Genomic DNA, 14,299 nt, shown 5'->3' on the forward strand with positions numbered 1-14,299 from the left:
CGGGGTTGGGGTCAGGTGCCGCGCTGGTCGGCGGCGAGTTCGTGGATGACGTCCTTAGAGCTCTCGTACAGCCGCACGTAGCGGTCGAAGAGCGTGTCGTAGAACGCGCGAAGATCGGGGTTCGGGGTGATCGTCTGCACGATCGGGTTCCAGCCGGTGATCGCTGGTTCTGCACCATCGGATGCGACGGCGGATGCGGCGAGGAATGCCGCACCGTAACTGGCGCCGATCGTGGTCTCGGGCACCTCCTGCACGAGGCCGGTCACATCCGAGATGACCTGCAGCCAGAGCTGCCCCTGCGTGCCGCCGCCGACGGCGACGATCCGGGTGATGTCGGCGCCGGAGGCCCGCATCGTCTCGACGTTGTGGCGCACGCCCAGCGCCGTAGCCTCGAGGGCTGCACGATACAGGTCGCCCCGACCGTGCTGGAGGGTGAGGCCAGCGATGACGCCGCGAGCGTCCGGGTCCTGGATGGGCGTGCGCTCCCCCGCGAAGTAGGGCAGAATCAGCAGGCCGTTGGCTCCGGGCCCCGAGACCTCCGCCTCGGCGAGCAGTTCGGGGTAGTCGGATCCGGTGAGGTCCTTGAGCCAGGCGGTGAGTGCGCCGGATGTGGAGAGCCCGCCCGCGAGGTTGCGGGTGCCGGGGAAGGCCCCGGCAGTGGTCCACATCGAGGGTGTGCGCAGCGTCTGCTCGCCGGTCGCGACGAGAAACATCGTCGTGCCGTACATGAGCATGAGGTCGCCGACCTCGTGGGCGCCGACGCTGACGGCCTCGGTCCAGGCGTCGATCGTGCCGGTGATGACCGGTGTGCTTGCTGGAATGCCGGTAAGCACGGATGCCGCATCCGTCACCTCGCCGGCGATGTCGCCCGCCCAGGTGAGCCGCGGCTGTTCGATCGTGCCGGCGTACCGCTGCCACCACGGGTCGTACCAGGTCTCGTTCTCGATGTCGTAGAGCGGAGATGTCTGGCTCGCGGACTGGTGGTCGAGCACATAGGCGCCGGTGAGCTTCCGGGCGAGCCAGGATGCCGGCATGAAGAAGCGCCGGGCCTTGGCCCAGGCATCCGGCTCCTCGTCGGAGATCCACGCGATCTTCGCTCCCCCGGCCTGAGAGGTGAGGGTCGATCCGCCGATGCGCGTGATCTCGTCGATGCCGAGTTCGTCGGCCATGCGTGCGATCTGGGCGCCGGAGCGCGTGTCGACGCCGTAGAGGATCGCAGATCGCACCGGTTCGTCGTCCGCGTCCACGAGCAGCACGCACGGTCCCATCCCGCTCACACCGACCGCGGCGATCTCCGCATCCGGGTGCGCGGAGATCAGCTCCCCCGCGATGCTGACGAATTCGTCCCACCAGATGTGCGCATCCATCTCGACCCAGCCGGTGTGAGGGCGGTCGACGTCGTGGGCGCGCGTTGCGGATGCCACGATCGAGCCGTCTGCGGCAACGAGAACGCCCTTGGTGCTCGACGTGCCGACGTCGACTCCGAGCGTGCAGTGCATGGCGGTCCTCCCTGAACGCTTTCGTTCTTCGAGCTTACGCGAAATCGATTTCATGGCGCAAGGCAAAGAGCCGAGCCGAGCAGTCCGCAGCAGGTCAGCGCATGGCGCTGGCCACCTGGACCTCGTTGCACAGCACGACCGTGCGCGCCGGTTGCTTATCCCCGCGGATGCGTTCGAGCAGCATCTTGGCCGCGGTCATGCCCATGTGGCGCGCCGGGAGACGCACGACGGTGACCGCCGTCGGAGACAGAGTCGTGAACGGCAGCGAGCCGATGACGGCGACGCCGATCTGAGGCGGCGTGAGCCCTCGCTCGGTGAGCACCTGAATCGCGCCGACGCCGATGAGGTTGTTACCTGCGACCACCGCATCCGGGGGCTCCGGCAGCGCCAGCAGCTCCTGCATGGCTTCACGGCCGCCGTCCACGCGGAACGTCGCGAACCGCTCCAGAGCGCCGGTGTCGAACGCAGGATCCGCGGCGGAGACGACCGATCGCCATCCCTCCGCGCGCTCCACAGCGGTGTCGATGTGTTCAGGACCGCCGATGTAGGCGATGCGCCGGTAGCCCGCGTCGATCAGGGCTTGCGTGGCCGCGACCCCTGCGACGCGGTTCGCCATCACGACCCCGTCGACGTCATGTCCGGTGCCACGGTCGACGACGACGACGGGGCGCCCCGTCGACAGAACAGGAGTCAGGTCGGTCTTCTCCGATGCCGGAGCGATGATGACCCCCGACATGTGCTCTGCGACGGCGATGTTCAGATACGTCGCTTCCTTCTCCGTCTGCGAATCGGAGTTGCAGAGCACGACCGAATATCCGGCTTCGGAGGCGGCATCCTCCACGCCGCGCGCCATCTCTGTGAAATAAGGGTTCTCGATATCGGGGATGACGAGCGCGATGACCTCCGAACTCTGCAGCCGCAGGGAGCGCGCGGTGCGATTCGGCGTGAACTTCAGCAACTCGGCCGCCTCGCGGACGGCCGCCACCTTCTCGGCGGACACATTCGTTCCGTTGAAGACGCGCGAGACGGTCGCCGGCGATACCCCCGCATGCTTCGCGACGTCATAGATCGTGGTCATGCCTGCCTCATCACTCTTCTTCCCGCCACCCTGAATGAACAGTATCTCGCCGACTGACCTACCCCTCGTGCGAGGGCTGAGGCGGTACTTCAGAGCTGGGGTTCCTCGATACGCGGCTACGCTGAACACCATGCCAGAGTGGTCGCAGTCGGTTCCCGCGACGGTGCGGCGCGAACACATCGTGTCGATCGTCGAACGCCAGGGCTTCGCGCGCGTACAGGAGTTGAGCCGAGCGCTAAGCGTCTCCGAGGTCACGGTGCGCAGCGATCTCGACCTGCTCGCCGAAGAGAACGTGATCCAGCGCGTGCACGGCGGTGCCATCTCGGGCATCAAATCGACCGCGCAATCCCCCGACTACGAACGCGCGCTCGGCCGCGCGGTCACAGAGAAGCGACGCATCGGCAACTTGGCGGCGGCCCTTGTCGAGAGCGAGATGGCGATCTTGCTCGATGCTGGCACCACCACACTCGCAATCGCCCGCGCCCTCCGCGCTCGCGAGGATCTGCGGGGCGTCGTGGTCTTCACCAACTCACTCACGATCGCTCTTGAGCTCGGTGTCGCTGAGCCGCACCACATCACCGTCGTAGTCACCGGCGGCACGGTCAACTACAAGCAGCGCTCGCTCATAGACCCGCTAGGCGACATGTTCATCGGCTCAGTGCACAGCGACATCTGCTTCATCGGCTGCAACGGGGTGTCTGCGCGCGGTTTCACGAACTCGAGCCTCCCCGAGGTGACCATGAAGAGGCGATATCTCGACTCGGCCGCGCGAGCGATCGTTGTCGCCGACAGCTCGAAGATCGGAAAGAGCCAAGTGATCCAAGTCGCATCACTGGCTCGCATAGACATTCTCGTGACCGGCATCGAAGCGCCTCCGGCCGAACTGGAGACGCTTCGAGACGCGGGGCTGACTATCGAACTCGCCTGACGTCAGTTGGATGCAATGGATGATTCATTCAGGCGCGACCCGCCGAGCCAAATTCCCTCATCCGCTGAGCCACCATCTCTCGAAAGCCGCTGATCGCGGGGCGGAGCTGTTCGCTCGGCTCGACGATTGCGGTGTTCTCCTGCAAGAACCTGCGCAGTGCGGCGCTCCAAGCAAGGTGCGAGTCAGTCCCCTGATTAATCTTGCGGATACCTGCAGCGATGCCCTCGGCCTTCTGCTCCGGGGAAATGCCGTAAGACGGACGCACTCCGCCACCATGGGCATTGATGACGGCGACGGCATCAGCGGGCACTGACGACGAGCCATGAAGCACGAGGAACGTCTCGGGTAGGCGGTCCTTGATCTCGGCGATCAGCTCAAGCCGCAGCCGCTGTCCACCCGCCTCGTCGGTGAATTTCACTGAGCCATGGCTGGTTCCAACCGCCACTGCGAGGGCATCCACCCCGGTCTGCGCCACGAACTCGACCGCTTGATCCGGGTCGGCGAAGACGATCTCCTCAACCACGCCGGCGACCCCAGCCTCTGCCCCACCGATGGTACCGAGCTCGCCCTCAACACTGACGCCGGCTGGCGTGGCGACCTCGATGACGCGCCGCGTGAGCGCCACGTTCTCGGCGAACGAAGCCGGCCGGTCGGTGCCCGCAACCCGGCTCGCATCGATCATCACGCTCGTGAAGCCATGGCCGATGGCCCTCACGCAGTCGTCGTAGGTGCGGCCATGGTCGAGGTGCAGCACGACCGGCACTTCGTTGTATTCCTCGACCAGACCGCGGAGACGGGTCCACCAGCGCGACTCGTCGTCGTACGCCGACATGCCGGCGATCGACTGCACGATCACGGGAGAGCGCTCCGCCGCAGCGGCGTCGAGCACGGCGATGGCCTGATCGATGCTCGACACGTTGAAGGCGCCGACGGCGTACTCGCCCGCTTCGGCCTCGGCGAGCGCAGCCCGCAATGTCTGAAGTGTCATCCCGAGCCTCAGAGCGACTCGGTGATGCCGAGGGTGTCGTAGTCGAGCACGATCGGAGTGTCGGTGAGAGCGCGGGCGTACGCCTGCACCTTGGCGGCGGACTCCACGGCCACGCTCGTCTTAAAGGCGTCGCGGAGGTTCGATCCCACGGTCAGCAGCCCGTGGTTCGCCCACACGACAGCGTTCAGGTCGCCCATCGCGTCGCACATGTGCTCACCGAACTCGGTGTTGTTACTGAGCTCGAACGGCATGATCGGCACGTCGCCCTTGGTGTAGATCACCATGTTGACCAGCGTTCCCAGGATCGGGGAACCCACGACGCCCCACACGTTGGAGTAGATGGGTTCGGAGTGCACGATCGCGTTCACGTCTGGGCGGCGTTTGTACACGGCCATGTGCACAGTGACCTCACTCGACGGGCCGAGTCGTCCATCGATCAGTTCGCTGTCGCCGTTGACCAGGACGATGTCCTCGGGGGTCATCTTGTCGTACTCGAGATCGGTGGGCGTGATGAGGAAGCGGTCCTCGACTCCGGGCACGCGGATACTGATGTTGCCCTGCGTGTTGAAATTGAGTCCGTACTCCATCGAGCGCAGGCAATAGTCGAGGATCTCCTTCTTCGCGGCGGCGATGTCGAAGTCGACCTGCAGCGTGGTCTCGGTCATGTCATGTTCTCCTTCTGGTGTGGCTGGGGTCGTGTGGTCAGGTGCGGGGCGAGGGAGCGGGTCGCCTCGTAGAGCGCGACATAGGCGGCGCGCTGATCGGCGTACCAGTCGGCATCCGCGTCATCCGAACCGGGTGGCGTCGCGTGACCCGGTTCGAGTAGCAACGGCGCCGGGTCTCCACCGATGCCGCGGACCGCGAGCATCGCGGCACCACGGGCCGAGGCATCCCGACCGACGGGCGTCAGCGATGCACCTGCGGCCGCCGCGCGGGCGGCGAGCGCGTCCGCGTTCTCCGCTCCTGCGCCAGTGACGTGCAGGTCAGAGACCTCCACGCCGTGCGCGCGCAACGCGGCGATGATCTTGTGGAACTCGAAGCCCGCGGCCTCGACCACCGCGCGGGCGAGCTCGGGCACCGTGGTATCGAGGGTCAGCCCGTGGATCGTGCCACGCGCGGAGGGGTCGTTGTCGAGCGTGCCCGAGCCGGCAAGATAGGGCAGCACGAGCAGCGCGGGAGGAGCGTCAGCGAGCGCGCCGAACACATCGGCGACCTCGCGTTTCAGCAGTCCGGCGAGCCACTCCAGGGCCCAGCCGCCGGCCGCGGTGCCCGCCAGGGTCACCCACAGCTCGTCATCGACACGGTAGCTCGCGAACCCGGTGGCGCCGAGGCCCTGGGGGCGGCCGCGCGAGCCGACGGTCAGACAGTCGCTCGACCCGAGAGCGATCACCGAGCGCACCCCTGGTTCACCTCCCGCGCCCAGGAAGGCGGCGGCCTGATCGTGCGTGCCCGCCACGAGGGGGGTTCCCGTTGCGATGCCGAGCGCTGCGGCGGCGCTCTCGTTCACCGGCCCGATGACGCTGCCGGATGTAACCGGAACCGGCAGGCTCTCTGCCCGCACCCACGGCGCCGACACCGCGGCCGCGCGAAGGATCTCCGTGCTCCACTCCCCGCTGTCCACATCGAGGATGCCGGTGCGCGCTGCCTGCCCCAGGTCGATCGCGGCGACACCGCTCCATCGTTCAGCCAGCAGGTCGCCGACGCATCGGTAGCCGTCGCCCCCCGCCCAGGCGGCGTCGCCGGCCATGATCTTGAACAGTGAGAACATGCCGTGCAGCGGCTGGCCCGTGATGGCGGTGAAGCGTCCCTCGCCCAGGATCTCGCCGATCGCGGCAGCTGCCGCCGTCCCGCGGGTGTCCATGCTCACTGCCATCCGGGCCACCGGTGCGCCGACCTCGTCGATCGGGACGACTGCCTCGCCGAGCACGCTGAAGCCGATAGCCTGCACCGGGTCCCCGGCCTCCGCGGCCTGCTGAGCTGCACGACGAACCACGTCTTCCGCTGCCGTAATGATCTCGCCGGCCTCCAGCTCCACACGCCCCGTGCCGTCGCGCAGCAGCGTGAGCGCCGCAGAGGACGCACCACGCACATCGCCCTCTGCGGCGAACGCCACAGCGCGCACGCCACTGGTGCCGAGGTCCAGTCCGATGACGCTCACTTGATCGCCCCCGACAGGCCGTTCACCAGGTACTTCTGGATGAAGAGGAACAGCAACACGACTGGGATCGAGATCAACACCAGGATCGCGAAGAGTGCTCCGGGCTGCGACAGGTACATGCCGCGGTACGCGAGCGGCACGAGGGTGAGCGGCTTGAGGGCGTTGTCGCCCAACGTCACCAGCGGCAGCAGGAAGTCGTTCCAGCTCATCATCGTCTGCCACACCGCGACCACCGCGAGGGCGGGCTTGCCCAGCGGCAGGTAGATGCGCCAGAAGATCTGCCACGCGCTCGCGCCGTCGAGCCGCGCAGCCTCATAGGTCTCGAGCGGGATCGCGAGGTAGGAGGTGCGGATGATGATCACGGCGAACGGCAGCCCGAGCGCGGTGTAGACCAGCACGAGCCCGAGGAGGTTGTTGTAGAGCTGCATCGACTGCAGGATCCGGAAGGTCGCGACCACGATGCTCGACATCGGTAAAATCAGCGCGAGGATCAGGATGCCGAAGATCAGCGCCTTCAACGGCACGCGCAGCCGGGCCAGCGCGAACGCCGTCATCGAGCCGAGCAGGCAGACCAGGAGCACCGAGGGCACGGTGATCAGAAGGCTGTTGAGCAGGTGTAGCAGGATCGGATTCTGAGCCCAGATCGTGATGTAGTTCTTGATGCTGAACTCCTCGGGGAAGATCCCGAAGAACTGGGTGCCGGGGTTATTCGGCGGCATCATCGACAGCCCGATGACCATGATGATCGGCACGAGCCAGAGCACCGACAGGGGCACGAGCACGAAGTGGAGCCAGCCCACCCGGCGACCGGGTGCCCCGTGCCGGGAGCGGGTCTTCGCCCCCTCCTTCGGGACGATGAGGTTGCGGGTCTCGTTCATCGCGGTCATTTCTCGTCTCCTGTGATGAATCCGGCTCCGAACACCCTCACCATCGAAAGCGAGCTCACGACGGCGATCACGAGCAGCACCACGCTGATCGCGGAGGCGTAGCCCACGTTCTGCAGCTGGAACGCCTCGAGGAACGCGAAGGTCGGCAGCATCTCGGATGCGTGATTGGGGCCGCCCTGGGTGAGCACGTAGACGAGTTCGAACGTCTTGAGCGAGCCGATGATCCCGAGCAGGACGAGCGAGAGCGTCGTGGTTTTCAGGAGTGGGAAGGTGATCCGCAGCATGGTCTGGAAGCCGTTCGCCCCATCGATCCGCGCCGCTTCCATCAGACTGGGATCGATCAGCTGCAGACCCGCGAGGTAGAAGAGCATCGAGAACCCGGTCCACATCCAGACGTTCACGAAGATCACGGCGAAGATCGCGGTCTGGGGGTCGGAGAGGTAGTTTCCGCCGAGGAAGCTCAACCCGGCGGATTTGCCGATGGCCGTGAGCACGCCGTTGAACGGATCGAGTATCCGCTGCCAGACGATGCCGACGACCACCGGCGAGAGGATCGCAGGGATGAAGAAGATCGCCCGGTAGATCGTGCTGCCCCGCAGCCCCTGGTTGAGGGCGACCGCGAGCAGGAAGCCGATCACGCCCTGCGGGATGATCGTGAGCACGATCCAGAAGGTGGAGTTGCGGAGCGTGATGAGGAACGTCGGATCCCGGAACAGCTCCAGGTAGTTGTCGGTCCCGACTGCCGTGCCGACGTTCACACCATCCCATTGCAGCGTGCTCGCCTGCACGTTGTAGAAGATGGGGTAGACGACGAAAACGCCGAAAAGGATGAGGGTCGGGGCCAAGAAGGCCAGTCCCACCAGTCTCTCTCTCGTCAAGATCTTCATGCGCGCTCCTCTCGGGCAGGGTTCGAGGCTGACGCCCCGAACCCTGCGCGAATCCGGTTGTTACAGAGTGTCCTGGACAGCCTGCACGGATTCCGCGGCTTCCTGCGGAGTGGCGTCACCGGTCGCGATCGCGGCCAGCGCGTCTGCGACCGCCTGGTCGAGCTTGGGAGATTCGAAGTAGCGCGACCACTTCACCTGCGGCAGCCACTCGTCGACGAAGAGGTTCCAGATCTGCTCCTGCTTCTCGCTCGTGAATTTCTCGGGAGCGAGGCCGGTGACGGCGGGGACGTCGTTCATCGTGTTGACGAGCTTCTGCGCCGCGGAACCGGCGATGAAGTCCGCGAGCACCTTGCAGGCGAGGTCGGGATTCGCGGTGTTCTTCGAGATACCGAGGCTCACGTCGATGCCGCCAACGAACTGCGATTCGGCCGCGCCACCCGGGATGGTTGGGAACAGGAACGGCTCGTACCCGGACATGCCCTCGGACAGCGGCGGGATGTCGGACTTGGTCGGGTCCGACTGTTGGATCCACCACGCGCCGAGCGGGATCATGGCCGCGTTACCTGCCTCGAACTGATTCACGGCCGAAGGGTAGGCGTCGAGTCCGATCGCCCCGTCCTGGGCGATGCCGTCGGAGAACAGCTTGCCCCAGTACTCGAAGGCCTCCACGATCGCGGGATCGGTCCAGTCCGTAGTACCGGTCTCCGCTTCGTACACGGTGCCAGGGGAGACATTGTTGGCGATCTGCAGGAAGACCACGTTGCGCAGCCAGGAGTCTTTGGCCGGGAGCAGGAACGGTGCGGCGTCGCCGCTGCTGAGGTCCTTCGTGGTCTGCACGAGCTCGTCCCACGTCTTCGGCACGCTCAGGCCCGCGTCGTCGAAGATCTCGGAGTTGGCCCACAAGTTGACCGTCTGGGTGAGGATCGGCAGGGAGTAGAAGTTGTCGTCGCCCTCGGGGTTGCCCATCCGAGCCTGTTCGATGCCGATCGGGTAGAACTTGCTCTGCCAGTCGTCGCCCCACGTCTCGGCCGCGCAGTCCTGCAACGGCATCAGGTTCTCGCGGTACTGCTGCGTGAGCGCACCGGGCTGCAGACCGAGCACGTCGGGCATCGTGTTCGAGCTCGCGCGGCTCTGCAGGTCGACAAGGTACTCCGGGTAGTTGAAGATCGTTGCGTCGATCGTCGCGCCCTCGTTCTCGGCCTGGAAGGCGTCGATCATCTGACGCGTAGTCTGTTCGATCGGGCTCCAGGAACGGAACGTGATCGCGTCCCCGGACGCATTCTCCGATTCCGCCGGCGCCGCACCGCCGGCGCACGCGGTGACCCCCAGTGCAGTGATGACTGTCGCCGCCCCTGCCAGGCTCCTCTTGAGCTTCATCTGCAATCCCCTTACTTCTCTGTAAAGTCTTCGGCAACGTGCCGGCCGCTGTTCAGCTTAGTTTTACTTGTGTTTTGGACACCCAAAATCGGGCAGATTTGGTGAAGTTCTTTCTATTTTTGTGTTATCGCATGCGAGTAGTTGCGTAAACGAAAGTCCGCTTTGAGATGTCCTGTGCGACGACGCACCGACAGCCTTACTTGATCGCAACCCGCGCCACATCGGGACGCATACAACGCGTCTCATCACGCGGCATCCCGACAGCCCCGTACGATCGAGGCATGACCGATTCCGCGCTCGTCCTGGTCGCCAATTCGGGCGACGGATCCATCAGCACCTTCCGCCTCGAAGACGGGCGGCTCGATCGCCTGGCTGTCACTGACGGACTCGACGGATGCTCGACCTTCGCCATCGACGCTGCCAGGGATCTCGTCTATGCCGGAGTGAAGGGCGCGCCCGCCGGCATCCTCACTCTCGCGCTCGATCGCGAGAGCGGACAGCTGACCCCGAAGTCCCGCCTCGATCTCCCCGACGGAGGCATGAACTACCTCGCCCTCACGCCGGATGGCGCCGGTCTGCTCGGCGCCTCATATGGCGGCGGCTACGGCATCAGCTGCCCGGTCTCCGACGGCACCGTGGGCGAGCCAGTCTCGAGGATCGAGTTCCCGAACCTGCATTCCGTACTGCCGAGCGCAGACGCTCGATTCGCCTACTTCGTGTCGCTGGGCGCCGATCTCGTGGCTCAGTACGCGCTGTCCCACGACCTTCGACTCGCGCCATTGGAACCCGAGACCGTGGCCGCGCCGGCCGGCAGCGGGCCGCGCCATCTCGTGATGAACGAGGCGCAGGATGCGGCGTACGTGCTCACCGAGTTCTCCGGCGAGGTGCTCCACTACAGCCGCGACGAGACCAGTGGAGAGCTCACCCTTCGTGGTGCAGCCACCGCCCACGACACGACCAAGAGTCTCGGGCACAGCGTGTTCGGCGCGGATCCGCTCGCTCACCACTACATCTGGGGCGCCGATCTGCATTTCGGCGCGGGCGGCAGTCGCCTGTGGAGCTCAGAGCGCACCGAGAGCACGCTCGGCGCTGTGGCGGTGGCCGAGGACGGATCGCTTTCCGCTTCGGAGCACTTCACCGTGACCGAGCCGCAACCACGCGGATTCGCGCTCAGCCCCGACGGCGCCCACCTCGTCGCCGCGGGAGAGATGTCGACGACCCTCTCGCTCTACCGCGTCCGCGACGACGATCTCGAGTTCCTTCAGCAGGTCGAGACCGGTCGCGGCGCGAACTGGGTCCGCTTCGTCTGAGCTTCGGGCCGCGACAGCACGGCCGCGAGACAGGCCCTGCCGCACGGAACAGGCCCTGGCACGACATATCTCGTGCGGCAGGACCTGTTTCGGCGTGAAGAGCGCGATTCAGCGGTGCTTGGCCACCACCTGCGCAACAGCGGCACGCTCAGCATCCGTCGGCTCGGCGATCGCCATCCGGCAATGCGTGTCGGTGACGCCGAGAGCGCGGTAGCCCTCTTTCATGCGCGCCATGTCGCCGCCGATGAGCGCGACGACCTCGTCGACGGCATCCTGGGCCGAAGCGATGGCAGCGGCGTCTCCCGAACGGGCGGCATCCGCCAGCGATCGGAACGGCTTGGGCGTGACAGATGAGACTCCCGAGACGACGCCCTGGGCGCCGGAACCGACGGCCGCGATGAGATCACGATCGGCGCCGGTGTACAGCTCGAAGTCCGCCGGCACCACCGAACGGTACTCGGCGATGTCGTCGAGCGAGAGCTCACTGATCTTGGCTCCGACCACGTTCGGCAGGGTGGAAAGTCGCACCAGCAGCTCCGGCGAGACCGGGTTCCCGCTGCGCGCCGGGTAGATGTAGACGTAAAGGCGACCGTCGCCCACGGCATCCGAGACTGCCTGGTAGTAGTCGAAGATCGCGTCATCGGTGGAGCGCAGGTAGTACGGGGTGAGGGCAGCGAACTCCGTCGCACCGAGTTCACGAGCGATTCGCGTGAGACGCACCGCTTCGAACGTGCTGGGTTGGCCGACGTGCACGACGACACGCATCCGATCGGCGAGCTCTGCGAGTGCCGCCTCGACCAGAGACGTGAACTCGGCCACGTCCACGGCAGGGAACTCGCCCGTCGTGCCGAGCACGAATGCGCCCTCGTTGCCGGATTCACCGACGAACCGGAAGATCGCGCGCGACCCTTCAAGATCGAGACTCCCGTCGCGGTGGAACGCAGTCGGGACGGCAGTCAGGATGTCATAGCGGGTCACTTCTTGTTCTCCTTGGAATTCTTGCGTGGACGGCGGGTCTTCGCCGCAGGCGGGTTGCGCACGGTCGAGGTGAGCAGTTCGGGGTCTGCGGCGAGCTCATCGTGCGCCTTCGAGATCTGCGCAATGCTCTCGGTGTCGAGCACCGAACCGGCGAACGACGCGCGCTCTGCACCTGGCTTGCGGGCGGCGCGGATGGCCGGCATGACGATCGAGAGCACGGCGAGCACGAGCAGCACGATCGCGATCGGACTGACGACCTCGAAGAACGGGCGCGTAGGAAGGATCGCCAGAGTGCGGGCCAGATTCTCCTCGGCGAGAGGGCCGAGGAGAAGACCGAGCACGACGGGTCCGGCCGGCACCTGCATGCGCTTGAGCAGTACACCGATGACGCCGAACACGAGCATCGTGACGACGGTCGCGAGGCTGTTCGAGGTCGCATAGGTGCCGATGACGCAGAAGATGAGGATGCCACTCCACAGGTACGGCTGCGGCACATCGAGCAGCTTCACCATGCCCTTCATGCGGATGAGGCTCAGAACGAGCGAGAGCAGAGTGGCGACAAGCATGATGCCGACGATCGAGACGACGAGGTCGGGACGGTTCGTGAACAGGTCGGGGCCAGGTGTGATGCCCCAGATGATCATCGAGCCGATCATCACGGCCATGACAGAGTCGCCGGGGATGCCCAGCGCCATCGTCGTCGTCAGCGACCCGCCGAGCGTCGCACTGGATGCCGAGTCGGACGCCGCGACGCCCTCGATGGATCCCTTGCCGAACTGCTCAGGATGCTTCGACGCCTTGCGCGCGCGCTCCCAGCCGATGAGACCGGCGATGTCTCCACCCGCGGCGGGAATGAGCCCCACGCCGAGCCCGACAGCGCCGCCGACCGCGGTCGCTCGGCCACTCTGCTTCAGTTCGGACCTGTTCGGCAACCAGCGACCGAGGCTCGAGATCGGGCGCACCTTGGATGCCCGATGCGTGAGCAGCTGGTCGAACAGTTCGGCGATGCCGAAGAGTCCGATGATGACGGCGATGAAGTTCACGCCTTCGACGAGATCGAGAGATCCGAAGGTGAAGCGCTTGTCTGCCGTGGCGGCGTAGGTGCCGACGGTGCCGAGCATGAGGCCGAAGACACCGGCGAGGATGCCCTTGAGCATCGACTTCGACGAGATACCGATCATGATCGCGATACCGAACACGACGAGCGCGAACAGTTCCGGCGACTTGAAGTAATCGCGGGCGAAACTGGCGATCGGCACTGCTGCCAGCGCGAACAGCACCAGCGAGGCGAGGATGCCGACGGCGGACACGATGGCCGACATCGTGAGTGCCAGGCCGGCCCTGCCTTGCTTGGCCATCGGATAGCCATCGAGCGTGGTCGCGATGGATGCCGGCGTGCCTGGCGTGTTGATGAGGATCGAGGGCACCCGGTCGCCGAAGTTCGCGGCGACGTAGATGGTGAGCAGCACCGCGAGACCCTGCACCGGCTCCAGCGTCATGGTGAAGCCGGCCGCCAGCGCGACGGCCATGGTCGCGGTGATGCCGGGGAAGGCCCCGACCATGAAGCCCAGCAGGAGGCCGACGAGCATGTAGAGCAGAATCGAGATGTCGAGGAGCGAGTTCAGCCCCTCCATCAGCGGAGTCATAGTGGGATCCTCAGCAGCATCCCGAACACGACGTAGATGAACGCCGTGAGGGATGCGGTGTAGATGATGAGACTCAGCCAGCGGCGGTGCCCGTACACGAGCATGAGGCTGGCCATGAGCAGGGCTGCCGCAATCGGGAAGACCTCGATGCGGTAGCCGAACAGGATGACGGAACCGAGCGACCACAGTGCGATGAATGCGACGGAGATCACGAGTGTCGCGAGGACCCGGACGACTCCTTGGCGCTGTATGCGCTCGAGATCCTCACGCCCTGGCGCAGGTCGGACGATCGCCATGACGAGGATGGCGATGGCGACGACGACGCCGATGACGGCGAGGACCATGGGCCAGAAGCGGGCATCGATCTGACCGGGAGCAGCCTCGCGGCGCAGATCGATCTGCGTGGTGAGCGCCAGATAACCGGCGGTGACGGCGACCGCCACGATGCCGAACGCGATCTCGAGCGGCCGTGATGGCCTCGCACCTTGATACTCGCCGCTGTCCGCGACCTCTGAAGACGACATGTGCTTCCTTCGACGGATGCGGAGGCCGGGGTCGCTCCC

At 65.8% G+C, this 14,299-nt stretch carries 13 protein-coding genes; 2 read left to right on the top strand and 11 right to left on the bottom strand.

The features are described from left to right. Positions 1 to 11: 11 nt before the first annotated feature. Together HDC95_RS07845 and HDC95_RS07850 are read right to left on the bottom strand one after the other, a co-directional pair. On the bottom strand, positions 12 to 1,499 hold the full coding sequence (locus HDC95_RS07845; RefSeq protein ID WP_259062778.1) for an FGGY-family carbohydrate kinase: 1,488 nt from the start codon (positions 1,497 to 1,499) through the stop codon (positions 12 to 14). Positions 1,500 to 1,593: 94 nt separating this feature from the next. Beyond that, on the bottom strand, positions 1,594 to 2,577 hold the full coding sequence (locus HDC95_RS07850; RefSeq protein WP_259062779.1) for a LacI family DNA-binding transcriptional regulator: 984 nt from the start codon (positions 2,575 to 2,577) through the stop codon (positions 1,594 to 1,596). A gap of 130 nt (positions 2,578 to 2,707) precedes the next feature. On the opposite strand from HDC95_RS07850, the gene HDC95_RS07855 reads away from it, so the two are divergent. Continuing rightward, positions 2,708 to 3,505, top strand: coding sequence for a DeoR/GlpR family DNA-binding transcription regulator (locus tag HDC95_RS07855; RefSeq protein ID WP_259062780.1), 798 nt, complete (start codon positions 2,708 to 2,710; stop codon positions 3,503 to 3,505). A 28-nt stretch (positions 3,506 to 3,533) separates the two neighbouring features. On the opposite strand, the gene HDC95_RS07860 is transcribed toward HDC95_RS07855, so the two are convergent. From HDC95_RS07860 to HDC95_RS07885, 6 genes are read right to left on the bottom strand one after another with little or no spacing between them, the layout of a single operon-like run. Then, positions 3,534 to 4,493: a ketose-bisphosphate aldolase gene (locus HDC95_RS07860; protein WP_259062781.1), complete on the bottom strand. Its 960-nt coding sequence runs from the start codon at positions 4,491 to 4,493 to the stop codon at positions 3,534 to 3,536. 8 nt (positions 4,494 to 4,501) lie between these two features. After that, positions 4,502 to 5,158 carry a class II aldolase/adducin family protein gene (locus HDC95_RS07865; RefSeq protein ID WP_259062782.1) on the bottom strand — a complete coding sequence of 219 codons (657 nt, stop codon included), beginning with the start codon at positions 5,156 to 5,158 and terminating at the stop codon, positions 4,502 to 4,504. Further along, complete coding sequence (locus tag HDC95_RS07870; RefSeq protein ID WP_259062783.1) at positions 5,155 to 6,651, bottom strand: L-fuculokinase; 1,497 nt, start codon at positions 6,649 to 6,651, stop codon at positions 5,155 to 5,157. Before HDC95_RS07870 ends, HDC95_RS07865 begins: the two co-directional genes overlap by 4 nt. Further along, positions 6,648 to 7,538 (bottom strand): carbohydrate ABC transporter permease, encoded by an 891-nt coding sequence (locus tag HDC95_RS07875; RefSeq protein ID WP_259062784.1) that lies wholly within the window; start codon positions 7,536 to 7,538, stop codon positions 6,648 to 6,650. Before HDC95_RS07875 ends, HDC95_RS07870 begins: the two co-directional genes overlap by 4 nt. Then, positions 7,535 to 8,425 carry a carbohydrate ABC transporter permease gene (locus HDC95_RS07880; RefSeq protein ID WP_259062785.1) on the bottom strand — a complete coding sequence of 297 codons (891 nt, stop codon included), beginning with the start codon at positions 8,423 to 8,425 and terminating at the stop codon, positions 7,535 to 7,537. The genes HDC95_RS07875 and HDC95_RS07880 overlap by 4 nt, the downstream gene beginning before the upstream one ends. 60 nt (positions 8,426 to 8,485) lie before the next feature. Continuing rightward, positions 8,486 to 9,802: an ABC transporter substrate-binding protein gene (locus tag HDC95_RS07885; protein WP_259062788.1), complete on the bottom strand. Its 1,317-nt coding sequence runs from the start codon at positions 9,800 to 9,802 to the stop codon at positions 8,486 to 8,488. 281 nt (positions 9,803 to 10,083) lie between these two features. On the opposite strand from HDC95_RS07885, the gene HDC95_RS07890 reads away from it, so the two are divergent. Further along, the gene (locus tag HDC95_RS07890; RefSeq protein ID WP_259062789.1) at positions 10,084 to 11,112 is read left to right on the top strand and encodes a lactonase family protein; all 1,029 of its coding nucleotides are present in this window, start codon (positions 10,084 to 10,086) and stop codon (positions 11,110 to 11,112) included. A gap of 108 nt (positions 11,113 to 11,220) precedes the next feature. Here the strand turns inward: HDC95_RS07890 and HDC95_RS07895 are convergent, their stop codons facing one another. The 3 genes from HDC95_RS07895 to HDC95_RS07905 are packed head-to-tail and all read right to left on the bottom strand — an operon-like array spanning position 11,221 to position 14,260. Next, the gene (locus tag HDC95_RS07895; RefSeq protein WP_259062790.1) at positions 11,221 to 12,090 is read right to left on the bottom strand and encodes a dihydrodipicolinate synthase family protein; all 870 of its coding nucleotides are present in this window, start codon (positions 12,088 to 12,090) and stop codon (positions 11,221 to 11,223) included. Then, positions 12,087 to 13,736, bottom strand: a complete 1,650-nt coding sequence (locus tag HDC95_RS07900) for a tripartite tricarboxylate transporter permease (RefSeq protein WP_259062791.1) — start codon at positions 13,734 to 13,736, stop codon at positions 12,087 to 12,089. The genes HDC95_RS07895 and HDC95_RS07900 overlap by 4 nt, the downstream gene beginning before the upstream one ends. Continuing rightward, positions 13,733 to 14,260 (bottom strand): tripartite tricarboxylate transporter TctB family protein, encoded by a 528-nt coding sequence (locus HDC95_RS07905; protein WP_259062792.1) that lies wholly within the window; start codon positions 14,258 to 14,260, stop codon positions 13,733 to 13,735. The genes HDC95_RS07900 and HDC95_RS07905 overlap by 4 nt, the downstream gene beginning before the upstream one ends. Positions 14,261 to 14,299: the final 39 nt, after the last annotated feature.

The sequence above is a fragment of the Microbacterium sp. AK031 genome, assembly GCF_024807145.1.
Taxonomy (GTDB): Bacteria; Actinomycetota; Actinomycetes; order Actinomycetales; family Microbacteriaceae; genus Microbacterium.